Source organism: Shewanella sp. MEBiC00475 (assembly GCF_005234075.1).
In the GTDB taxonomy this organism is placed as follows: domain Bacteria; phylum Pseudomonadota; class Gammaproteobacteria; order Enterobacterales; family Shewanellaceae; genus Shewanella; species Shewanella polaris.
In genome coordinates, this window is record NZ_CP039928.1 from 4,614,873 (window position 1) to 4,637,764 (window position 22,892).

18 protein-coding genes are annotated in these 22,892 nt (G+C 35.2%); 9 read left to right on the forward strand and 9 right to left on the reverse strand.

What is annotated here, in order from left to right:
- Positions 1 to 759: 759 nt before the first annotated feature.
- From FCN25_RS20420 to FCN25_RS20430, 3 genes are all read left to right on the forward strand, one after another.
- Positions 760 to 2,538: an HD domain-containing phosphohydrolase gene (locus tag FCN25_RS20420; protein WP_137227190.1), complete on the forward strand. Its 1,779-nt coding sequence runs from the start codon at positions 760 to 762 to the stop codon at positions 2,536 to 2,538.
- A 78-nt stretch (positions 2,539 to 2,616) separates the two neighbouring features.
- Entirely contained in the window at positions 2,617 to 2,970 is a 354-nt protein-coding gene (locus tag FCN25_RS20425) for a YkgJ family cysteine cluster protein (RefSeq protein ID WP_137227192.1), read from the forward strand.
- Positions 2,971 to 3,388: 418 nt separating this feature from the next.
- Positions 3,389 to 3,706, forward strand: coding sequence for an HPF/RaiA family ribosome-associated protein (locus tag FCN25_RS20430; protein WP_137227194.1), 318 nt, complete (start codon positions 3,389 to 3,391; stop codon positions 3,704 to 3,706).
- 574 nt (positions 3,707 to 4,280) lie between these two features.
- On the opposite strand, the gene FCN25_RS20435 is transcribed toward FCN25_RS20430, so the two are convergent.
- A complete protein-coding gene (locus tag FCN25_RS20435) occupies positions 4,281 to 5,471 on the reverse strand; it encodes an HD-GYP domain-containing protein (protein ID WP_137227196.1) in 1,191 nt (396 codons plus the stop codon).
- Between the two features lie 409 nt (positions 5,472 to 5,880).
- Here FCN25_RS20435 and FCN25_RS20440 point away from each other — a divergent pair, with 409 nt between their 5' ends.
- Genes FCN25_RS20440 through FCN25_RS20445 form a run of 3 tightly spaced genes read left to right on the forward strand, consistent with a single transcriptional unit; the run spans position 5,881 to position 8,570 of the window.
- The gene (locus tag FCN25_RS20440) at positions 5,881 to 6,471 is read left to right on the forward strand and encodes a hypothetical protein (RefSeq protein ID WP_137227197.1); all 591 of its coding nucleotides are present in this window, start codon (positions 5,881 to 5,883) and stop codon (positions 6,469 to 6,471) included.
- A gap of 17 nt (positions 6,472 to 6,488) precedes the next feature.
- Positions 6,489 to 6,659: a hypothetical protein gene (locus FCN25_RS20980; RefSeq protein WP_175405912.1), complete on the forward strand. Its 171-nt coding sequence runs from the start codon at positions 6,489 to 6,491 to the stop codon at positions 6,657 to 6,659.
- A gap of 42 nt (positions 6,660 to 6,701) precedes the next feature.
- Positions 6,702 to 8,570, forward strand: coding sequence for a DNA phosphorothioation-associated putative methyltransferase (locus FCN25_RS20445; protein ID WP_217495324.1), 1,869 nt, complete (start codon positions 6,702 to 6,704; stop codon positions 8,568 to 8,570).
- A 106-nt stretch (positions 8,571 to 8,676) separates the two neighbouring features.
- On the opposite strand, the gene FCN25_RS20450 is transcribed toward FCN25_RS20445, so the two are convergent.
- The 6 genes from FCN25_RS20450 to FCN25_RS20475 form a co-directional block, all read right to left on the reverse strand.
- Positions 8,677 to 9,006 (reverse strand): hypothetical protein, encoded by a 330-nt coding sequence (locus FCN25_RS20450; RefSeq protein WP_175405913.1) that lies wholly within the window; start codon positions 9,004 to 9,006, stop codon positions 8,677 to 8,679.
- A gap of 695 nt (positions 9,007 to 9,701) precedes the next feature.
- A complete protein-coding gene (locus FCN25_RS20455; RefSeq protein ID WP_137227199.1) occupies positions 9,702 to 10,124 on the reverse strand; it encodes a hypothetical protein in 423 nt (140 codons plus the stop codon).
- A complete protein-coding gene (locus FCN25_RS20460; protein WP_137227200.1) occupies positions 10,124 to 12,253 on the reverse strand; it encodes an AAA family ATPase in 2,130 nt (709 codons plus the stop codon). The genes FCN25_RS20455 and FCN25_RS20460 overlap by 1 nt, the downstream gene beginning before the upstream one ends.
- Complete coding sequence (locus tag FCN25_RS20465; RefSeq protein WP_137227201.1) at positions 12,240 to 12,470, reverse strand: hypothetical protein; 231 nt, start codon at positions 12,468 to 12,470, stop codon at positions 12,240 to 12,242. The genes FCN25_RS20460 and FCN25_RS20465 overlap by 14 nt, the downstream gene beginning before the upstream one ends.
- Positions 12,471 to 12,473: 3 nt before the next feature.
- A complete protein-coding gene (locus FCN25_RS20470; protein ID WP_137227202.1) occupies positions 12,474 to 14,552 on the reverse strand; it encodes a DEAD/DEAH box helicase family protein in 2,079 nt (692 codons plus the stop codon).
- Complete coding sequence (locus FCN25_RS20475) at positions 14,545 to 14,928, reverse strand: hypothetical protein (protein ID WP_137227203.1); 384 nt, start codon at positions 14,926 to 14,928, stop codon at positions 14,545 to 14,547. Before FCN25_RS20475 ends, FCN25_RS20470 begins: the two co-directional genes overlap by 8 nt.
- A gap of 258 nt (positions 14,929 to 15,186) precedes the next feature.
- Here FCN25_RS20475 and FCN25_RS20480 point away from each other — a divergent pair, with 258 nt between their 5' ends.
- The 3 genes from FCN25_RS20480 to FCN25_RS20490 are packed head-to-tail and all read left to right on the forward strand — an operon-like array spanning position 15,187 to position 20,420.
- Positions 15,187 to 16,140 carry a DUF4007 family protein gene (locus tag FCN25_RS20480; protein WP_137227204.1) on the forward strand — a complete coding sequence of 318 codons (954 nt, stop codon included), beginning with the start codon at positions 15,187 to 15,189 and terminating at the stop codon, positions 16,138 to 16,140.
- A complete protein-coding gene (locus FCN25_RS20485; RefSeq protein ID WP_137227205.1) occupies positions 16,133 to 19,531 on the forward strand; it encodes a hypothetical protein in 3,399 nt (1,132 codons plus the stop codon). Before FCN25_RS20480 ends, FCN25_RS20485 begins: the two co-directional genes overlap by 8 nt.
- Positions 19,524 to 20,420 (forward strand): phosphoadenosine phosphosulfate reductase family protein, encoded by an 897-nt coding sequence (locus tag FCN25_RS20490; RefSeq protein WP_137227206.1) that lies wholly within the window; start codon positions 19,524 to 19,526, stop codon positions 20,418 to 20,420. The genes FCN25_RS20485 and FCN25_RS20490 overlap by 8 nt, the downstream gene beginning before the upstream one ends.
- Before the next feature lie 7 nt (positions 20,421 to 20,427).
- Here the strand turns inward: FCN25_RS20490 and FCN25_RS20495 are convergent, their stop codons facing one another.
- Together FCN25_RS20495 and FCN25_RS20500 are read right to left on the reverse strand one after the other, a co-directional pair.
- The gene (locus FCN25_RS20495; RefSeq protein WP_137227207.1) at positions 20,428 to 21,549 is read right to left on the reverse strand and encodes a cysteine desulfurase family protein; all 1,122 of its coding nucleotides are present in this window, start codon (positions 21,547 to 21,549) and stop codon (positions 20,428 to 20,430) included.
- Between the two features lie 115 nt (positions 21,550 to 21,664).
- Positions 21,665 to 22,561: a CLCA_X family protein gene (locus tag FCN25_RS20500; protein WP_137227208.1), complete on the reverse strand. Its 897-nt coding sequence runs from the start codon at positions 22,559 to 22,561 to the stop codon at positions 21,665 to 21,667.
- Positions 22,562 to 22,892 lie beyond the last annotated feature (331 nt).

A 22,892-nucleotide genomic window follows, 5' to 3' on the forward strand; every position in this document is an offset into this window, starting at 1 on the left:
CTTTACAGTTAGTTTATACAGTATGATTTTGTGTAACCTGAAAACTTAATCAGCTTTCGAAATTACTTAATATTAATAGATTATGAATAAATATCTTTACCATCAAAATCAGTAAAAACTAAATATACAGATAACAATTTAACATTATTTTTATTAACATTTATCGAGTTTGGTCACGTTGCATCATATATAACTTACGATAATGTGTTATTTTTTAATATTCTGTGACTCATACCCTTTAAGTATTTTATTTTCATCAAGCCTCAACGCTATATGAACATTGAAAATGTCTTTATAGATTATGGTCCGAGAATATGAGTATCATAGGGTTCAGCTTAATAGCTTGTTCAGTAGTTTTTTCTTTATATATTAGATATTAATCTTGCTAAAGCTTACGCCTTACACTCACAGTATTAATTCAATACTGTGTTTTCGTTTTTGGCAATCACAGGCGTATACGCCTCTAATGGAATCTAGTCACGATATTCTAGTAACTTTAGATGTTAACTGTAAGGCATTGACCTGAACAATTTCACTCGTAAGACCCCCCATAATTTAGATAAGTGCGACCTTGTTAACAATCTGTTAGTTCTTGTTAACTGTACAAGTATGCTATATGCCATAATTAGTGATTGGTGATGTAACTAGATTTGCTTAAGATCACTATATAAGCTCCCTGTTAACGTTTTCCTCTCTGCATTGTTACCTTTCAGTCTGGTATCGAAATTATCGCGCTCATACAAATCATGGAGCCAATTTTTGTATAAAAATTCGAATGTGATTAACAAGGCTATGCGCTTAGCTTTATTGGCTTGGAGCTTATTGGTACTCGGTTTTATCATAACTTTGTATTTACAAAATAGAGACTTTGCAGAACAACTGGCCTTTAATGAAGCTAAAGCTAGTATCAAAAAAGATATCGCCTTTAGAAACTGGGCCGCTTCACATGGCGGTGTTTACGTGCCGGTCGACGAGCACACGACTCCAAATCTTTATTTATCTCATATTCCTAACAGAGACGTCATCACTAATGATGGCCAAAAACTCACGTTAATGAACCCTGCTTACATTATTTCTCAAGTGACGCAGGATTATGCAAAGCTTTACGGTACTAAAGGGCATATCACCAGCCTAGATCCAATTAATCCCAATAATGCAGCCGATATATGGGAATCAAAAGCATTAACCGAAATAGAAACCACATTAATGGCATACGCAGAACTGACTAAAATTGATGACACACTTTATATGCGAGTGTTAGAGCCGATGTTTGTCAATGAAGGTTGCCTAAAGTGCCATGGAGACCAGGGGTATCATATTGGTGATGTTCGGGGTGGTATATCAATCTCAATTCCAGTGCAGCCTTATTACAATCAAATTCATCACCAATTGACCTATGCATGTCTGTTTTTATTCTTGCTCTGGGCTATAGGTTGCGCAGCTATCATCCATTACAAGAAAAGAGCTCACAATTATCTTTTTGATAAACAAAATGATTTTGAACAATATTTATATTCTTTGGTAGAAATGATTGAAGGACGTGATAGTTACACTGCTGGCCACACACGAAGAGTAGCCGACTATGCCGTTCGCATTGGAAGAGCACTGTCACTAAATAAAGCTGAATTAGATAAGCTACACAGAGCTGCAATGGTGCATGATATTGGTAAAATTGCGACACCTGACTCTATTTTGCTCAAGCCTGGAAAACTGAATAATATTGAGTTTGAGATTATTCAACAGCACGCCACCTCTGGTTATCAACTACTGCATAAAATCAATACCTTTGCTGACATAGCTAATATTGTTCGCTCACATCATGAAAGATTTGATGGTACCGGCTACCCCGATGGGTTAAGCGGCGCAGATATACCTGAATTATCACAAATTATAGCGATTGCGGATGCTTTTGATGCCATGACGTCAGATAGAATATATAAAGGACGTAAATCGGTCGAACAAAGTCTAATTGAAATAACACAATTCTCAGGTCGACAATTTAACCCTATCTACGCCAAAATTGCCGTAAATGCACTACGTGACGTTAAACTAGATAATACAACTCAACCTCAACAAAATATCACAGAGCAACAAAGGCTAGCCTATTTTTATAATGACCAACTAACAGGTCTTTTTAATCGTGAGTTTCTGAGCATACTACTGTCGCCAGTTCATGATCAGAATATGAAAATAACAGCGGAACAAATTCAATTTTCAACAATTGTTTATCTTAGAAACTTCTCTATGTTCAATAGAGAAGAAGGCTGGGAAAAGGGTAATCAACTATTAACACAAATTGCTACTGAGATGACGGTAATACTACCAACATCGCAGTTATTCAGAATCCATGGCGATGAATTTATTGTACTATCAGAAAAGCCACTTGAACTTTCAATTTTGGATGAACTGTTAACAAATAAAATAGCAAACAGTTGCATTAAATACCAAGTTGAACAATTTAATATTTCAAATAAAATATTCTGCTCCATAACGACATTAGAAAGATATTTACATGACCACAACGCACAAGCGACTTAATTTTAAAATCACGGTTAGCTGTAACTTGATTTAGCATAAGGTTATAATTTAAATCAAATACACAACATTCAGGCATTAATGAAAAATAACATAGAGATAGTCGATCTGCTGCGTGAACAAATTCCATCATTTGAATGCAAGCCAGGTTGTCACGATTGTTGTGGTCCAGTAACCACATCTTCTGAAGAAATGGCACGACTGCCCTTTAAAACTAACGCCCAACATGAAGCCGCATTAAAAGAGTGGAACTGTGTATACTTGGGACCTAATGGTTGTGAGGTTTATGAAGAGCGCCCATTAATATGCCGTGTCTTTGGCACAACACCACGTATGCCTTGCCCTGAGCACCGTCGACCAGAAGTGATGATTGACACAAAAACTGAGGCGAAAATACATCACTACATAGCTAACACCCGCCAAGTATTAGTGTAAGCCGTAAACAAGGGGTTAACTCTCCTAAAGACCTTAAGCTTAATAATAAAGCACCATTAATCATTTTCTTTAAAGGTCCTGCTGCAGGTGTTTTTTATGAATTTTTCATACCAATGCCTGATAGCTCAAGATCAACTGCATAAGACATACCGACAACCTTCATCTTTTATACTTAATTAGCTCCAAATGGATTAATAAATACTATCCGTATGTTATTTATACAGTTTTATTTATTACATACTCAACTTTGATTTAGGTCAGGTTAAATTATATGCACATTAACTTGCGTGTTCTAAAAACGTTTTGTAATATCAATTAGTTAGCATTGTGCAGATTGTTATCATCGTTTTGAAACTGCGCACCTGTTCGATACCAACATCAGGCCTATCATAAAGCTGAATTACAGGAGAACATTGTTATGCAAATCCAAATAAATACTGATAAAAACATATCCGGACAAGATTCACTGGCTAAACATGTAGAAGATGGTTTGAGATCTGACCTAAACCGTTTCAGCGATCAAATCACGCGGATTGAAGTTCATTTAAGTGATGAGAACAGCTCCGCTAAGTCTGGTAATAAAGACAAGCGATGTTTACTGGAAGTTAGGCTTGCTGGTGAACGACCAATTGCAACTAGCGAGCATGCAGCAACACTTGGGGATGCTATTACATTCGCTACGGAACAAATGATTAAATTGCTAGACACTGAGTTAGGAAAACGTGGTAAAAGGTAACTTAGTGCCTTTTGAACAACCATGTTAAACCTAAAAGGGTTGGATATCCTTAGCGTCCAACCCCACCCTTCATGTAACGTCGAGTAAGACTTGCAACTAAATGAAAATAGAAGTCTAATCAACGAAAAACTGTTAGCTCAAATCAGTCTATCAATAACAAAATGTCCTATCCCAATATTATTGATGAGCATTTTCCCAAATGTGAATCGTCATTCTACACTTAGAATATATTCTCTATTTGTTAACTAGGAGTTTACTCAACTCAACTTTCATATTTCACAATAAACGAATCTGCTTTGACGCTTTTAATACCAATATCAAACCGATTATCTTATCAATACAGTGCCTATTTTTGTCAGAGAAAGTCTATGTGATAATCGTTTTGTATCATTGACTAAAGTAGTTTAGGTTCTGTTGATTGGAGCGGATAATAGAATTTAGTTAATTCTTATTGGTGGCGATACAATATAAATAATTGATTATAAATTTAACGTAAAATATTGTTCTAAATCGTTTAGTCAACACTTGCACATTGTTATAGAAGAGCTATGTGGTAGGTTTAAAATATAATAAATCAATAAAATGGTGCGGGGTTAATACCTAAACTACTAGCGGTAATACCTCGCTCTATATTAACCTCTTCTTTTAATAAATCGACCATGGCTATTTTGGTATAATGTTTATGTTTTAGCGAGTAAAAACATTTTACAATAGGATGAAATACATCACGGTCTTTTGCTTCCCAAACAATGCCAACTCGTTGATCAGAAAGTAACACTAATGAACCAACTGGGTACACACCGATACAGCGGATAAACTCATAAACTAAAGATTGATCTAATTCAACCGGAGTTAAGCTGATCAAAGTCTTAAACGCAGCGGCAGGACTCATAGCCTCTTTATAACAACGTTCGGCAGTGAGAGCATCATATATATCAACAATGCTACTCATTCGCCCATGTAGAGGTATCTCATCACCCTTTAAGCCGTTTGGATAACCGCTACCATCAATTTTTTCGTGATGCATCAAGCATACGTCTTTGCTCATTTGCGATAAACCTTTGGTATCATCCATTATTTGTATTGCAAAAAATTGATGCAATTTCATATGTTCGAATTCTTCGGGCGTGAGCTTTTGAGTTTTGTTGAGAATGGTATCTATGAGTTTTATTTTTCCTATGTCATGCAAAATTCCCCCCACCGCTATCTGCCGAAGTGCGTCGATATCAAGGTTTAGGTGTTGACCAAAGGTAACCATCAAAAAGCCAACATTAATGGAATGTTCCAGCAAGTAAGCATCTTTGGTGCGTAGCGCTAAAATGCATTTAAAAGCGTCTTCATTGTCCATTACCATCTCAATCATATTGTCGGCAAGGCCATCAAATCGAGTAATGCCAAACTCTTTACCTTCATAGGTTTCTGCCAATACCTTTTGAATCAGCCCTTTAGCTTCGGCAAGCAAATGTTTTGTTTGAAGCCGTCGAGCATCTCGAGTAACAGTCGGTTTACGAACAACTGGATTGATTAAATCGTTTGGTTTATCTGATTTGATTAAACCGCAATTATCAGATGAGCGCTTAATGTCTACCCAAACTATGGTGACATTACTTTTTTTAAGTCTATTGATGGCGTCTTGGTGTTTGATTTTACCAGGATTAAGAATATCTACTTTACTTTGTTGACGATCGATTGCTGTAACAAACATGCCAAGAGCAAGTTTATCTATAGGAATTTTAATCACATAGTTTGATTCAACAACATTCATTTATATGTTACCCCCGCAACAAATACCCAGATATAACATTAACGTAACATCCAGTTAGTGTATTGTGATAACTTATTATTATCCACTCAAATTAACCTATTAAGTCAATAAATGTTAACTTAGCAATATTAACATATGCTAAATTAATCAATATCTTATTATTTATCTGATGCCTAATGAATAAATATAATACAACTGTTAATTTTCAAGAAAATCAATCAACACATCACAAGTCCATACTCTTAGTTTTCGGTTTTATAAAATGTGACTAAAGCCACCATAAATTAACAATCACAATAATAGTTAACCAATATTTCACTCATTTATCATCACTTTTAGCGCTTCAATCTAGTCAGCCAGATCAATACGCGGTATTGTTGTCCCAAATGACATACATGATGGACTTTGATTGTTTACCTATAATATTAATGGCAAAGCGAGCCGTTTTTTCACTTACGCAGATCTCATTAATTGTGGTGCAACAGCACTGGAGCATAATATTGAAAACCTGCCATTACAGCCTGACACTTGGCGCGCGCTCAGTTTACTGGCCACCCAAATACTTGACCCTATTGTCGACCAATTTGGCCCCTTGTCGCTAACCTATGGCTTTTGTTCGCCAGAACTTGTCAGAAAAATTGCTAAAAACCGTAATCCACATATAGCACCAAAGCTTGACCAGCACTGCTCGCACGAACTCAATCAAAATCAAAAAATCATCTGCGATCGCCTAGGTGCCGCCTGTGACTTCACCCTAGTGAGCAGCAACAATGACCAACCAATTGATATGCAGCAAGTTGCACTATGGATGTGTGAGAACCTGAAATTTGACCGTCTGTACTATTACGGGAAAAATCGACCAATACACATCAGCATCGGCCCACAAATGAATCAATTTATTCAAACCATGAAAACCAATGCCGACACCGGCCATCGGGTACCGTCTAAAAAAGGCCGAAATGAAAAGACAATAACGGTGATTCAGCAGATAGATTATTAACAGCAAAACGAGGCCGCATGGATAAACCTCAAACCGAAATAGATGAAACGTCACAATGGCTAAGCAGTGAAGACACAATGCGGCAGCTAAAAATATCTTCTTGTCATTTAATGCATATGCGCCAAGCTGGAAAAATTAAGCACAAAAAACAAGGCAACCGTTTTTGGTATTTAATTGAACAAAAGTAAACGTCGTTGAGATTTATCACCTAAACGAAATGGAAATACATCATGGATGCAGTTTTATTTAAAAAGCTTGTAACAAACATGCCAATAGGTAAAAAATTACCTGATGCACATTATCTACATCAAGAAGGATTCGCTGAAATTGATACACAACTCAGCGGTTTTATCGTTGCCGTCAGCAATGCGTTAAAAATCTCACTCGATGATTGGCAAGTCATCAAGCTGAGTAAAAATGAATTCAAATTATCACTCTTGTCATACCCGACTTTTTTTACCGAAGCCTACCCTGCACTCACGCAAAGCGTTACCGTTGACTTAAACAAACTTGAACATCGCATCAACCAATACTTATCCAGCGACAATCCACCTATTCTGCATCGTAAAGAAACCATGCTGCCAAGCTCCCATGCCAGTTATGAAGAGTTTGAAGCCATTACCCAAGAAGGTGAAAATGCTGGCTTATATGCAAAAAGCCGCATGATAGGGTTTAAACAATCATGGGAAAAAATAATACAACAGCACGGCTACGAATTAGTCGACGGCCGATTATTCAGACGCTCTAGCTTTGCCGTTGAAACAGACAGCAATAATATCGATAGACACAAAACCGCACTGGTAAGACACGACTTAAGTTCACCGATGAAGCATCTTGCCAAACAAAGTTATTTAAACGGTGATTACAGTGTATTTGATTACGGATGCGGTCGAGGTGACGATTTAAGAGAACTACAAGCCCACGGTTTAGAAGCATTAGGCTGGGACCCTAACTTTTGCCCAGACTCTGACAAAGTTGAGTCCGACATTGTTAACATTGGCTTTGTCATTAACGTCATCGAAGACACAATAGAGAGAACAGAAGCCATACGAAGCGCTTGGCATCTGTCTAGAAAGTTATTGGTAGTGTCAGCCATGCTGGCAAACGACAGCTTTATCAGTCAATTTACCCCCTATAAAGACGGTGTCATTACCTCACGTAATACATTTCAAAAATATTATGCCCAAGCAGAGCTAAAAGGTTATATCGAACGCACGTTAGACGAAAATGCTATCGCTGTCGCACCAGGCATTTATTATATTTTCCGTGACAAAATTGAAGAACAACGCTTTTTAGCAAAGCGGCATCAACGCCACCACCAATGGCACCAAATAACCACACCGACACCAACAACTGAAGAACAAGCCAGGTTATTGTTTACTCAACATCAAACCTTGTTAACCGCGTTTTGGGACAGATGTTTAGAGCTTGGACGCTTACCAGTAGATGACGAGTTTGCCGAATCGGCCAACATTAAGATGCATTTCGGCAACGCTAAAAAAGCCTTTAAATTACTCATACAAGTGCAAGGTGAGTCCGCTGAACTTGAGTTTGAACAAGCCATAGCCTTAAGGCGTGAAGACTTATTGGTATACTTTGCCTTAAGTCAGTTCGAACAACACAAAGGTTACAGCCGATTACCCGACGAGCAAAAACGTGACATCAAAATATTTTTTGATACCTACAAAGTCGCCATTAATGAAGCCAAAGTATTGTTATTTGCCATCGCAGATACCCAACTTATTGAACAAGCTTGTATCGACGCACACGACAACAAACTACCCGCAAGTAAACTCAATAACGGTCACTCGCTAGAGTTCCATAAAAAATACTTAAGTTACCTGCCCGCGCTACTCCGTGTCTATGTTGGCGCAGCAGTGCAACTGTATGGCGAACTGGATGAAATTGATTTGGTAAAAATTCACATCACATCTGGAAAAGTCAGCTTTATGGGCTACGATAATTTCGACACCAACCCATTCCCCACTTTACGCGAACGCATTAAGGTAAAAATGTGGCAACTCGATGTCGATTTTTTTGATTATGTTGAAGTAGATAAACGGCCGGTGTTGATAGATAAAGAAAAATATTATAAATAAAGTATTGTTAAAACATAACAAATTAGATTGTTAGGTGGTACATGAGAAATCAAACAATTTTAGATTTTAAAATCATTTGACTTAAATCAGTTAATAAGACGATAGATTAGTCTAGTGCAACCCATTCATCATTGCCTACACCAGTTAGAATACCTTTTAGCATTATCTCTACTTCAGATTCATTAATGTGTTGTCGGCTAGCTGGATTATAACGGTCTTGAAAGTAATCAATACCTTTAGGAGTTAACTGATAACCTCCCTCAACACGTTTAACTCGATCGTTGTCTAGGTGTGTTTTAAAATTACCTAGAAATTTTTTCAATGGATATACTTGACCTTTATCCATCTTAGTTGCTTTCAGTACAGCAGCCATATATGTCCATAATGCCTTGCCACTAGGTGTTTTATTAAGCTTGTATAAATGTGATGGTGACATAATAAATTCCTTTTAATTGACTTTATAAATTAATTTTTTAATAGTAAAAATTAAATTTTAACAAAATAAACTCTTAACTCAACTACTCTCAATAATAAATGTACAAATAAACTTGTACATCTACTACCTCCAGCATTAGAGCATTAGAGCATTAGAGCATTACAGCATTACAGCATTACAGCATTAGAAGCATTACAGCATTACAGCATTACAGCATTACAGCATTACAGCATTACAGCATTACAGCATTACAGCATTACAGCATTACAGCATTACAGCATTACAGCATTACAGCATTACAGCATTACAGCATTACAGCATTACAGCATTACAGCATTACAGCATTACAGCATTACAGCATTACAGCATTACAGCATTACAGCATTTCTATGTTGATGAAGCAGTACAACTGTATAGCAAGCGTTCTCTATGAAATCGATTTGATTAAAACCCATATCACATCGGATAAAATCAGTTTCATGGATTATGATAATTTCGATACCGACCCACTACCCACCTTACGCGAACGGATTAAGGTAAAAATGTATCGCTTCATTTTAGAGATTCTTGAGCTTACTGAAGTAAAAGTAATTTACAACATACAGCTCAAAAACTTATTAAATAGAAAATAGTGCTATAACATTCTTTATTTTGATTTCGCCATCAAGTATATAAAAAATCACTCAAAGTTCATATTACGCTTCTAAATAGTCATATATATTCCAGAGTGGCTTTTGGTCTGGATCATCTAAAAGTTCAATTAGATATGGAATACCTGCATTAGCATATTCACTACATATATCAAAGACTGCTTTAGAGTCTGTTAGAATGTTTTCATCTTTAATCTCTGCTAAAGCAATAAGATACATCAAATGAATTCTATAAGAATCATTACTCAAAATTGCAGCTGTCGTCGCATTATAAGTATCTTTTACTTTTTCTTTAATAAGCCCCTCTTTAAAAGCTATACATAAAGCTACAAACCAAAAGTCTACTTGTCTTTTGAAAGGTGCATTAAAAGTATCTACGCTTGTACCACCAGTCCTACAATATTTTTTTATTTTTTCTTGAAATTTTGCTGGTATTGCTATCTGATAATTTGCAAAGTGATTTTCCATTATGCTGTTTCTCCATTTTTTCTTTCACATAACCCACAAACTTCGCGATGAGAACATTCACATCTTATAATTGCAGATTCTTCTACAGGTGGTTTGTTAACCAATTGCAATGGATAATGCCCAGGATTTGTTAATGTGAATACTTTACCACCGAATTCATCGATAATATCTTCAACACCGGCTATTTCTGAATGAGTAAGAAATAAAATAACTTGTTTACTCTCAGAGATCAGGTTTTTTAGAACTGAACGCTTAACAAAACCGGACATCATACCTAATGGAGTATCAATAATATTAACCGCATCAACTTTACTTACTTTTGTCAAAGCTAAAATAAATGCTAATGTAATCGCCCTTCTAGATGCACCATTTAAATCTTGATCAGGATCTAATTCGTGACCATTTATGCCAAAAACTTTAATATCGAACATATTTGTTAATGCTGCAGATTGAATCATTGTATTTGGATTTGCAACAGGATCAGAACCGATCATAGCTAAAAAAATCCTATTCATCTCTAGACTAACTTTTTGAAGTTCGTCAGTTTTAATTTTTCCAAATATATTTGAAAAAATACTATTTAAATCATCAGCTAACTTGTACTTACCAGAAGAGTTATCTTTCTTATCCAATTTTTTAGCTATTGATTCAATATCAGATTTAATTGAGTTTAGAGCATCTTTTTTACGTGTACATTCATATTCTCTTGAAGAAATCTCTGATATTAAACTATTAATTTTACTTTGTAATAATCTTTCTTGTGCTTTTAAATTTTGAAGAAAATCGTCTTTAATTTTTGATACATCTAATTCTAGCTGTTCAAGACTTTTTTCCGTTTCTTGAATTTGTTTTGCAATGTTGGCTTCATCGGCCATACTAGTTTCATATTCGACTAACCAATTCTTAGTTGTATTTTTCTGAATTGGGTCAGATTTTAATGCATAAAATAGCTCAGTTGCTATTGCATTAAGTTTGTCACTTTCTTCACTAAGTTTTATTTTCTCTTCAATAAAGGCTCTTTTTCTTTTTCCTTCTGAAGTTCCAAGTGATAAATCAGAACCACAGAAGCATTGATCTAGCTCTAATAACTCGGCTAACACAGGAATACTTTGCTTTGGCAATTGCTTGTTTTTTCGTAGATTTTCAAGTATTCCAATAGCTGGTGCAACGTTGTCTTTTAGCAAAAATGAAGCTACTTCATTCCTACCAAGAATTTCAGCTAGTCTTAATTTCGAACTAGCTTGTAAACTTTTCAATCTAATCAGTTCAGTGCGTTGATTCTTAATATTATTTAAGAGTTTCTCTCGATCACCTAATTTCAAAGTATCTTCAATATGCTCTTTGACTTTCTTTAAAGTTATTGTCAAATCAGTTTTTTGCTGAGAAAATTCAAATATTTCTTCTTCCTCATCATTTAGGAAGTCAACAATATTATCACGTTGTTCATTTAATCTAGATAGCTCTCCACCTAAATCATCTTTTTGGATACTTCTACCATAATTCGCCCTAACTTTTTCAAGCTTAGAAATTAAATCTTTCACTACATCCATAGAAAGTAACGATTCTATAGCTAGTTGAACTCTTTTGCGCTTAACACGTTCATCAGCAGATGCCTCAATAAAAGACATAGCACTATCACCGTCAGTAAAATATATATCTTTTAGATTTTTAGGTAGCGATTTCTCTATTATTCCATCCACTTCAGAATCAATTATTCTATCATCGCCAGTAGTTTTAACTAGGAATAAACTTTTAACCTCTCTAATTCTATTAAAAGAATTATTTTTTACAACTTCAGTACATTTTCTAATTAATTTATAATGCTTTTGAACTAAAATGGATTTTCCTTTATTATCTTGTACTTCTTCAGTTAAAAATTCAACTTCAACTTCTATTTCAATTTCACCACAACCTTTATTATCTAGCGCTGTAGCGCTATGATATCCATTTTTTTTGTTAATAGCTTTACTTCCATAAAGCGCCCATATTAATGCTGTAAGCGTTGTCGTTTTACCAGTTTCGTTTGCTGCTCTGATAACAGTTAATCTTTTAGCCTCATCATTAGAGAAATCTAATTCAACATCCTTTAGCAAACGGAAATTAGAAAACTTTGCCCTAATTAGTTTCATTATTATTTTCCTTTTTCACTAGGTCATATACATGATCGATTTTATTCTTTATTTCATTTTGTGTAGCTAATGCAACAAAGTCATTAGACGATGCGATTAAATAAACTTGTGAACAAAGACTTTTAAGTTTATCTATATCATATGTCGACTCATATATATCATTATTTTTTATTTCTGTTTCAATTAATTGAAGCATATACCTAAAACCAATACTCATTTGTTACTCCAATAAACTAGTTAATTGGTCAATAATTTTTAAGCTTCCCATCGAACCACCGCCATTTCGAGATAATGCAGCAAATCGAATAACTCTTTTTAGCTCATTATTTATTAGTGTTCGTAAAGACTTATCTTGTTCAATGTTAGGAGGAATTACTATAAAATCATGAATTATGGCAAACTCCTTTCCTGTTTCTTCGTTTTTTCGCAAAACTCTTCCTAACCTTTGGAGCCACTGTCTTTCTACTCCATTACTAGAAATAATATATGCTATTTTAACAGGAGGTATATTAAACCCCTCATCTAATACTCTCTTTGAAGTTAAAACATGAAGCTCTTTACTTTTGAAATCATCAACAATACGAGCCGTTAATTTACGATCTCGAGTCTCTTCTGATGTTACTTGTCTAAATCTAACATTTGCTGCTCTTAGTATCTCATTAACTAAAATCAACTGTTCTTTGTCTTTATCAGTACAAAAAACTAATGTAAAACACTTTTCTACCTGAGAATCAAACAACTTCTTAAACTTTGAAATTTTCTCTGATGCATTTTCTGCGATAGCCCTTCTTCGTATGGCAAGCAAATCAGCTTTCGCCTCTGAGTCAGAATCACCAAATCCATAAAGTCTCCTTATTTTTTGTGATATTTCTATCCAACTTTCAACTTCTGCATTATTCAAATATATCTGATGAGTATAATAATCAAACGGTACTAAACATTTACCTATTGCTTCTTCAACTGTAAATTCATATACAACCCCACCAAAATAACTTTTAATTATTTCAGTCCCTTCTTGATCATATTGTCTCTCAATAGTTGCAGATAGTGCCAATCTTAAATCAAAAAAGTAAGGTAAGTTTGAAATAAATCCTATTGCACCTAAATTATGTGCTTCATCGGCTATTAGCATTTTAGGACAATCAAATTCTTTTAATGCATTTAAAACATCATTATTTTTTAATGCATTATGTGTAAGTATGACAACCTGATGACTAGGTATCACCCTCATTTCTCTTTTTATAGATTTTAAATGTCTTATTATAAAATTACTTGATACACCAGCTGTTTCAAGTGGTGTAATATCAAAACTTAGAACATCTTTGGCCCACTGATTAATTAAAGGCTTCGTTGGTACAGCAATTATAATTAAAGCTCTATCTTGTTCTATTAAAGATAAAGAAGCTGCAGCCAGAGAAGTTAGAGTTTTGCCTCCACCGGTTGCTATCGAAAAGATTCCTTTATTACTATTGTTTAACCAAGCATCTATAGCCTCGCCTTGATGCTTGTAGTCGCCTTCTCTAAAATTTAGCCATTTAGGAATTTTTAGTTTATTAATAGAGGATTTATTTTCCATATGATTTTTTAACTCATTAAGTAACAAAGGTAACCCATCTTCAAATTTAGAGTTCTTAGTTGAAGAAAATATATCTTTAACAGTTTTATCATTCAATTTGAGAGTATATGAGTCATCTCTTCTAGAATCCCAAAAGCTGTCAAATCGTTCTTGATACGAATCTACTATTATTTTATTACTATCGGATTCCCATCTTCTACTTAATACTAATTGTTCGAAGTTAGTCATTAAACCAGACTGTGTCGCATTACCTGAACCATGAATTGCAACCTTACCAAATTTTGTATTAAACAACCATATCTTGGCATGCATCATACCTCGTTTCATCAGTGCAATTCTTATATCTAATCTTTTATGATAAATTAGGTACTTCATAACATCTAGTGTAGAAGTCGTTAGCTGATCTTTTGAAATATCGATTTTACCTACTAGAAACTCAAAGGATGACTCTCCCCGGTTATAAGCTTCAAAAAGAGCGTTTTTATCTTCTTCATTTAAATTTGGACTTATAATAAATCGGCCTTTTGCTGTAGGTTTTATAAATAATTCAGATAATGGCTCAGCTAATTCTGAAAGTACTTTGGATGAAAAATATCCTGACAGACAATCAAAGCTGTTAGATAAAGATGAAACAGGAATAAATAAATTCTTAACAATATTTACTTCGTTAGGGAAATATACAGGTGATAACATTTCAAATTTTTCTTTAATTAAATTATTCATAAAAACCTTTTATTACTGCTGTACTTATATCCCTGTAAAAATAGAATATATGAACATTTTTAATAGTCAGAATACAAATCACTGACTTAAATGGGATTATGAATTGCTTTGAAAAATTATTGTTATATAAAAAACTAAAAAAATAACAAATAAGTAACTTTAGTTCTTTAGCTTTATTACTTAGATATGATGATAAGTTGAAATATTTAATTTTAGATGTTAATTTAGGTAGTTTTTTAAGATCATAATGAATTGAAATATCTTTTGATTTTACAGGGTATTTTTTCATAACCGTCAAATTTATCACAAATCCTTCAATTAAAAAGCTCAAAAATTTGTTTTTAGAGAGGTCAGCTAATTTTTTTGCTAGCATCATAATCCCTTACATTTTGTTTAATTACGAATTCCATTCGTGTATGTAATAGTTATTCAATGAAACTATTAACAAATAATAAACTATATTTATTATTCACACTAAGAATTTACTGCAAAAAAAGATTTTTGACAATAGGTTAGAATAAAGTCTAATGGAAGCTGTATAAAAATACAGTGCTTATGATAAAATGCTTTTGTTCAATCTTAAATAGGTCTAGTATTCACACTGGACAATTTCTCCAGAGGCACTTTATCAGCTATGAAAGCTAAGTTTACCGGTCACGACACTTTCCCTCTGCGCTATGGATGGCTATTCAAGGCAGTTAATCATTTGAATTCAAATGGTAAATTCTCAAGTTCTGATGAAGATAGTATTCGTCAGTCTATCGTTGAACTCGGCGTTGGCAAAAATATGGTCAAAGCGATTCAGTACTGGGCTGAAGCTTGTAACGTCATCTCATCATTGAGAGAGAACAACTTGCATTCACATTTTGTTACAAATAATGGCTCATTCCTTTTTGCTGGTAAGAATACGGATGATGGTCAAGATCCTTATTTAGAATTATCTGGTTCTATATGGTTAGTTCATTTTTGGTTAAATTTTAATATTGATCAATTAACTGCGTATCGATATTTTTTTAATTTTTCTAACGTACAACACTTTGAAAAAACTAAGCTCATTAATGACTGCTATGAAGATTCTGCTAAATTAGTTGATTCTGAACTAGGTAATATTTCTACTATTAAAAAAGATGTTGATTGTTTTCTAAACACTTATAGTAAAAAAGTTAAATCAATAACAAAAAAGAATAATAGTATCAATGAAGACCATTTCACATCACCTTTAGCTGAATTAAATTTGGTTCAAGATAATGGTGGTGGCTTTTACATAAGTAATTTAGCAGAACGACCTGAACTGCCTATTGAGATTTTTACTTATGCCCTTCTTGAGTTTTTTATAATCGAAACTATTGACTCTAACGTCAGCACTGTAGATTTTGATTCTTTGTTAAGTAAACCATGCTCACCCGGCAGGATTTTTCGATTGTCAGAATCAGGCCTAGGTCAAAAACTTGATGAAGCACAAGCCTTTACCGATAGTAAAATATCATGGGTTGATTCTTTAGGGTTAAGGCAAGTCAACATTTCTGAATTTGCTAAAAAAAGTAGTAAGCTTTATTTAAATCAATATTATGGTACACAAAATGACTAAACCATTAATAACGATTAATCAGCGTTATAAGAGTTCTACCCGCATTGATAGCAATAGTGAAAACCTGCGAACTTTTATAGATGATTTTATTCTACATGGCACTGCTGTAAATGTAATTGATACAGTGAGCAGAGAGTTTGCAGCAAATGCACAACGAGTTTATACCATCACAGGGCCCTATGGCTCTGGTAAATCAACCGTTGCATTATTTTTAAGTTGTTTACTTTCTGACGACGCTGCACTACGTAGCTATGCCATGGCAAAACTACAAACTTCACCAGCTTTACATGAAGAGTTCAGCAGAAGATTTGATATAAAGAATGGTTGGAACACGGTAAAACATGTTTGTGGTTTAGAATCTCCTGCTAACAGCATTTTATTAAGTTTATACAACACATTTAGCATTCCACATGAAAAAGACAAGTTAACTCTATTAAATGATGATGAATGCCTCACTGAAATTAATCTTTTATTGTCAAACGCACAAGGTAATGAAGATGGCGTCCTCATACTCCTAGATGAAATGGGTAAAGCCTTAGATTTTCAATCTCGTTCTAATAAAGACTTACATCTATTTCAAGCGCTTGCAGATATTGCCCAGCAGGCTGGCCGTCCTGTCTTAATGATTGGTTTTTTACATCAGGCATTCTCTGATTATGCAAAAAACAAAGACACTAAAACACAACAAGAATGGAGTAAGGTTCAAGGTCGTTATCGCGATTTAAGTTTTAATCCTTCTATTGATGAATCTTTAGTGCTTGTCGGCGACTCTATATCACGCACACCTTCAATTATTAAGAAATTAGAACAAAAATTTGAACGATTAGTGGGTGTTGTAAGTAATGCTTTTGCAAACCAAAATCGTAATGTTGAAGCGCTCAGTAAAACGTTGCCACTTGATCCTATTGTGAGTTTATTGTTAGGCCCAGTATCTCGCCGTCGATTTTCCCAAAATGAACGGAGTTTATTTGGTTTTTTAGCGTCGCATGAAAAATACGGTTTTAGGGAGTTTTTAGGAGAAAACTACAAATTTACTGCTGATGAATTGATGTTATATCGCCCAGAAATGTATTGGGACTATTTGCATCACAACTTACACCATTTAATTGTAACATCGCACGATAGTAAGGCTTGGTTAGAAGGTTGTGATGCTATTTATCGCGCGGAACAAAAAGCAGAAGGTAGTGAGTTACATGTTTCTATTACTAAGGTTATTGCATTACTGACAATATTTGGATTTCATCACCAACTACATGCAAAGAAAGATTTTTTAAAAAAATATTTCGTCAACCGCGGTTATAAAAATAGTGAAATAATTACTGCATTAGATGATTTACAAACTTGGACAGTCGTTATTTACCGTCAAAAACATGATGCGATGTTTGTTTTCCAAGGTAGCGACATCGACATAAACTCATTAATCAGTGAACGTGTTGAAGTGCTTAGTGAAGGTGTTGACTGGACGACAGCTTGTGATTTGCCGCAAAGTATATTAGCAACAGCGCATTACCATAAAACCGGCACGATGCGCTGGGCAACGACAAAATTAATAAACAAAGCTGATAATAGTTATTTACAACAATCGAACGTAACACCCAAGACAGGTGATGCATTCCTCACCTTTATTCTTTCTGTATCACCTGAAGTAACTGTAAAACTCAAAGAATTTGCACAAAAATCACAGCATCATGTTATTGGTGAATATAATGACTTTAGCACTTTAAAAAATGCGGCAATAGAACTCATTGCATTAAAGCAAATCTTGAAAGATGAGCAAAAAATCACTCACGATTTGATTGCTAAAAACGAGTTAGAAAATCGTATTATTTTTGCCCAAACAAACGTAGAAAATGAACTGCAACATATTTATAAAAATGCTAAATGGACCCATTGGAAAACGTACTTAATTCAAGGGGCTCCTCTTACAGCCTTAGCATCTATAATCGCAGAAAAAATCTATAAGAAAGCACCTGTAGTGATTAACGAGTTAGTGAATCGTTCCAAACCGTCAGGTAGCGCCAATAGCGCAATGCGTAAATTGATGAATGCCATGTTTAAGAATGGTGATAAAAAAGATTTAGGTTTCGATGAGAATGCGTTCCCTCCGGAGAAAGGTCTTTATCTATCCTGTTTAAAAAGTAAAGGATGGCATAGCGATACACCAGAAGGTCACATGTTTCCGAGTGTTTGGAGTGAGAAGTCTATCCAAGATAATGAGAAAATGTATGCATTATGGAAAGATGGTTTCAACTTCATTAAAGAAAACTCTATTCAGTCCCATGTCACCATGGCCCAGTTGTATGATCGTTGGATGTTGCCACCATTTGGTTTAACCACTGGTTTATGTCGTATTTACGGTTTAGCATTATTGAAATCGCTTGAAGGACAAATTGCATTTTATGATTGGGATTCAACAAATCAGTTTATTTTTATTCCTGAATTAGATGAGGAACTGGTTAATAAAATCTATAAGCACCCACATGAAGCTGCGGTACGATACTTCGAGATATCTGATATTCAGAGCCATTTGTTAGAGAATTTAGCTCAAGCTACAATCGGAAATACTAAGACTGATAGTGCTATTTTGAACATAGCAAAACACATTGTTGGGATCGTTCATAAATTACCTGCTTGGGTTAAAAAAACAAGCGGTGAGAGCTTTAACGACAGTCAACAGAATGGTTTGACCAAAGAGGCGCGAGATTTTAGGAATAAAGTTATTGGTGCAAATGATCCATATAAACTCATTCTAGAAGACTTACCTGCAGTATTTGGGTTTAAGAAAGACGATCCTAATGTTGAAGACCAATTGGGTTACAAGTTACGTACTGCGATTGAAGATCTTAGCGCACAAAATGATATTCTATATAACGGTTTTAAACAGATAATCATAAGTACATTAGGTGAAGATTTTAGCGACACATTAAAGAAACGCTGTGAGTTTGTTGAAGGAATTGCCAAGCGACCTAACGTAAAAGAGCTTGCTAAGCGCATTACGCAATGCATAAATGATGATAGTAAATTTGAGTTTGTCATTAATTTAGCAACTGGCACGCCTGAACGTAATTGGACAGATAAACATCTTCGTAATGGTTTGGATGAGCTACAAAATTTATGCGTACAATTTAGACGTATAGAGTCATTTGGTAATTTACAAAGTAAGGGAAGCTCCAAGCCGCTTGCCTTTATTACTACTGATAGTGATGGTAACCATCAAGAGTTTGGTGGTTTCATAAAACACGATTTAGAAATGGATAGCGATGTTTTACAAGTAGTCGATAGCATTAAAGAATCTTTCTCTGATTTATCTAAAGAGAAACAACTTGCCGCTTTAACTAACTTGTTAACAAATTTGATGGAACAAAGTGGATCTGAGGCCGTTAATGACTGAGAAAGTTAAGCATGTGTTGGGGCTATCTGGTGGTAAAGACAGTAGCGCTCTAGCATTATTTGTTAAAGAAACGTATCCAGATTTAGAGGTTGAATACTTTTTTACGGATACTGGATATGAATTACCTGAAACCAATGAATTTATTGATCAACTTGAAGAAAAGTTGGGATATATTCATCGTTTAAATGCTCGTTCTTTAAATAATATTGAAGGTCGTGGCGAAAAAGATTTTGCTCACTTACTTAAAGAGCATGGTAACTACCTGCCCTCACAGCGTGATCGCTGGTGTACCGTGCAAATGAAACTAAAACCATTTGAACAATGGTTAGATAGTTTTATTCGTGACGGTTATAAGATTAAAAACTACGTTGGAATTCGAGCTGATGAACCAGAAAGAACTGGTTATATGACAATCGAAAAGCCGATTGAGTCGATATTTCCTTTTAGAGAGCATGGCATCGTTAGAAGTGATATTGAAAATATTCTCCAACGCAATGGTCTTGAACTTCCTGAATATTACAAATGGCGTTCACGATCAGGATGTACGTTTTGCTTCTATCAGAGAAAAATAGAATGGGTAAAGCTAATGGAAAAGCACCCTGCTCTATTTGAAGAAGCCAAAGCATTTGAAAAAGGCGATGACAATAATAGTACTACAGGCGAGCGCTTTTATTGGATGGGCCAAGGCCAGCCACTTGAGACTTTAGAAGATCCAGAAGTACAAAAACGTATTATTGAGAATCATGAGAAAAAAGTTGCTCGTTTTAACAAAAAGAAACGCAGAAATGCACTTTTGGGCGATTTTGGTGGCGTCTGTGAGTTTGGTGAATTAGACGATATTTATGACGAAGCAGAAGGCGGAGGAGCCTGTGTGACTTGTTATAAATAAAAAGCGACTATCTAGTCGCTTTTTTTACAGCATTAATAAATGTATCAATTTGTTCAAACGTCACATCAAGTGGAAAACTAAGTCTAATAGTATCTTCAGCTTGTTCACGCGTTAAACCTAGAGATGTTAATACATGCGAAGCTTCGATTTCTTTTGAAGAACAAGCTGAGCCTTGAGCTAAACTAATTGTTTGATCATTGTCGCGGATCATTAACGCTACGTTGGTATTCAAAAGTGTTAAGGACAAACAATGATGTAAGGCTTTAGTTTGGCCATTTATGTTAAAGCCAATCCCTTCATTAATGAGCCCTTCAATTAAGTACTCTTTTATGCGCATTTCAGCAAACGATTGGTAATATTTCGGGAATAAATCAATCGCGGTTCCATAACCAATAATCAAAGGCGCAGCAATTGTTCCGCCCCTCAAACCTTGCTCTTGGCCAGCGCCATGAATAACTGGCAAAAGTTTTCTGTGGCGTAAATCTCGTATGTAGATCGCGCCAATGCCTTTTGGACCACCTATTTTGTGAGCGGAAAATGACATAACATCTATATTAAAATCATCGACGTCGATCTCTGTTTTACCATAACTCTGAGCTGCATCTGAGTGGAATATGACATTGTTTTCAGAACACAATTTACCAATTTCACCAATAGGATTAATTGTGCCTAATTCGTTATTAACGTGCATGATTGACACTAAAGCCGTTTTTTCGTTAATAGCATCCTTAACATCATTCGGGCAAATAATGCCATCTACATTAGGTTTAATGTAAGTCACTTCAAAACCAATCGATTTAAAATAATCACATATCGCTAATATGCACTTGTGCTCAATTGTGGATGTGATTATATGGTTTTTTCCTGCAGGGATGTCACCACTTAACAGCAAGCTTTTAAAAGCGATGTTATTTGATTCCGTTGCGCCACTAGTAAACACAATTTCACTTGAGTAAGCACCGATTGAATCCGCTAGTTTTTCTCTTACTTGATCAATTTCCTTTTGAACAATTGAACCCATTAAGTGACTGGATGCTGAATTTGCATAAAATTTCTCAAATGCATTCCGCAAAGAAATTTTAACTTCGGGCAATAGAGGGTATGACGCTGCGGTATCAAAGTAGATCATGCGAGTTTTTATCGATAAATTATTTTTACAAAGATTAACACATGTTGCACTCTACGATTATGAAAAATTTAATAATCCACCAGCATAGTTTTGGTGTTTTTATATTGAAAAACCATCACCTGCTTTGTTTATCAAACGCTAACCCCAAAGGTTCAAAATATTCCATCATGGTTTGATATATTTCATGGCAATGCTGCCTGTCTGGATATGCGCCATGCTTAGCAAGTGGTGAGTTTATAGTGCTATTTACTAAGTATGGGTTAGAGATTTCTGCGTAGTATTGTGAATAGATTTCAATGCAAGATTCAAAGGCACGCGCCATCATTTCAGTAGGTTTGGCAAAGTAATGGCAGCCTTGCTGTTTATCTAATGCGATGGAACGACGAACATAATCGTGAGGTTCTTGGCCATTAGTATTGAGCAAGGTGACTTGGAATAACTTTGAGAGTTGTTGATTAAGCGGGTGAGCAACTATGCATTTATCGGCCAGCCAGTTATCGCTGGCACAGGCAAATAAATCGGCACGACTGCTGTTAGATCGTCTTGTATTGGTACTTTGTTCTGCTAACGCTAGTGAGGATAAATATGGGTCTAATAAACTGTCGTCGATAAACATTTTGTCGGCAATGTAGTGATCGAATGCATGCCAAAATTCGTGAGCCAACGCCCCTGCTCCGGCATTTTTGGCCAATGCCAGTTCTCGGTATGCTGGTGAGTAATGAGCTTGTACTCCTTTTTGGCCGCCATGGCCAAAGGCAAAACGTAAGCTTCCGCGTAAACCAATTAACTCAGGCGGCACGGCTAAAATATTGGCAAGATCGGCGAGTGAATCAAAAATCAAATTAGCCGCAAGTGCAGACTCTTCACGATTTACCCATTTGCCAACGCGAATATGTTGTAGGCCAAAGGTATGCTTGATGTCTAGAAAGCTTACCGAGTCGCCATTACGATAGTCTGGCCCTATACGTTCAAAATGACGTTGATGATTTAATAACGAGTGATGTGAAGCCAAACAAACCTCTTAACGACTAATGATACGATTAACGCCTAACATTTTACAGAGAGACCAACACCAAGGTTACCAATGGACTACTTACAGCCACTGCACTTGTAAACATTGAACTTACAACCATTGAACTTAAAAAATTGAACTTAAAACATTGAACTTAAAACATTGAACTTAAAAAATTGAACTTACTAATCCATGGCGAGAGATCCGCTGACGTTATCAATAACAATCATCATAAGTCCGGAATAATTGTGGTAAACATAAGCCCTAATAGTAGTGATTAGGCGAACGTAATAAACTGAAAAATGTATTTGCATGATTATTCCTAAATATG

What these genes read in the sequence shown, in the direction of transcription:
- FCN25_RS20425 (WP_137227192.1), top strand. Translation starts at nt 2,617, where the DNA reads ATGAAAAATAACATAGAGATAGTCGATCTGCTGCGTGAACAAATTCCA.
- FCN25_RS20430 (WP_137227194.1), top strand. Translation starts at nt 3,389, where the DNA reads ATGCAAATCCAAATAAATACTGATAAAAACATATCCGGACAAGATTCA.
- FCN25_RS20435 (WP_137227196.1), bottom strand. Translation starts at nt 5,471, where the DNA reads ATGAATGTTGTTGAATCAAACTATGTGATTAAAATTCCTATAGATAAA.
- FCN25_RS20980 (WP_175405912.1), top strand. Translation starts at nt 6,489, where the DNA reads ATGGATAAACCTCAAACCGAAATAGATGAAACGTCACAATGGCTAAGC.
- FCN25_RS20445 (WP_217495324.1), top strand. Translation starts at nt 6,702, where the DNA reads ATGGATGCAGTTTTATTTAAAAAGCTTGTAACAAACATGCCAATAGGT.
- FCN25_RS20450 (WP_175405913.1), bottom strand. Translation starts at nt 9,006, where the DNA reads ATGTCACCATCACATTTATACAAGCTTAATAAAACACCTAGTGGCAAG.
- FCN25_RS20455 (WP_137227199.1), bottom strand. Translation starts at nt 10,124, where the DNA reads ATGGAAAATCACTTTGCAAATTATCAGATAGCAATACCAGCAAAATTT.
- FCN25_RS20460 (WP_137227200.1), bottom strand. Translation starts at nt 12,253, where the DNA reads ATGAAACTAATTAGGGCAAAGTTTTCTAATTTCCGTTTGCTAAAGGAT.
- FCN25_RS20465 (WP_137227201.1), bottom strand. Translation starts at nt 12,470, where the DNA reads ATGAGTATTGGTTTTAGGTATATGCTTCAATTAATTGAAACAGAAATA.
- FCN25_RS20470 (WP_137227202.1), bottom strand. Translation starts at nt 14,552, where the DNA reads ATGAATAATTTAATTAAAGAAAAATTTGAAATGTTATCACCTGTATAT.
- FCN25_RS20475 (WP_137227203.1), bottom strand. Translation starts at nt 14,928, where the DNA reads ATGATGCTAGCAAAAAAATTAGCTGACCTCTCTAAAAACAAATTTTTG.
- FCN25_RS20480 (WP_137227204.1), top strand. Translation starts at nt 15,187, where the DNA reads ATGAAAGCTAAGTTTACCGGTCACGACACTTTCCCTCTGCGCTATGGA.
- FCN25_RS20485 (WP_137227205.1), top strand. Translation starts at nt 16,133, where the DNA reads ATGACTAAACCATTAATAACGATTAATCAGCGTTATAAGAGTTCTACC.
- FCN25_RS20490 (WP_137227206.1), top strand. Translation starts at nt 19,524, where the DNA reads ATGACTGAGAAAGTTAAGCATGTGTTGGGGCTATCTGGTGGTAAAGAC.
- FCN25_RS20495 (WP_137227207.1), bottom strand. Translation starts at nt 21,549, where the DNA reads ATGATCTACTTTGATACCGCAGCGTCATACCCTCTATTGCCCGAAGTT.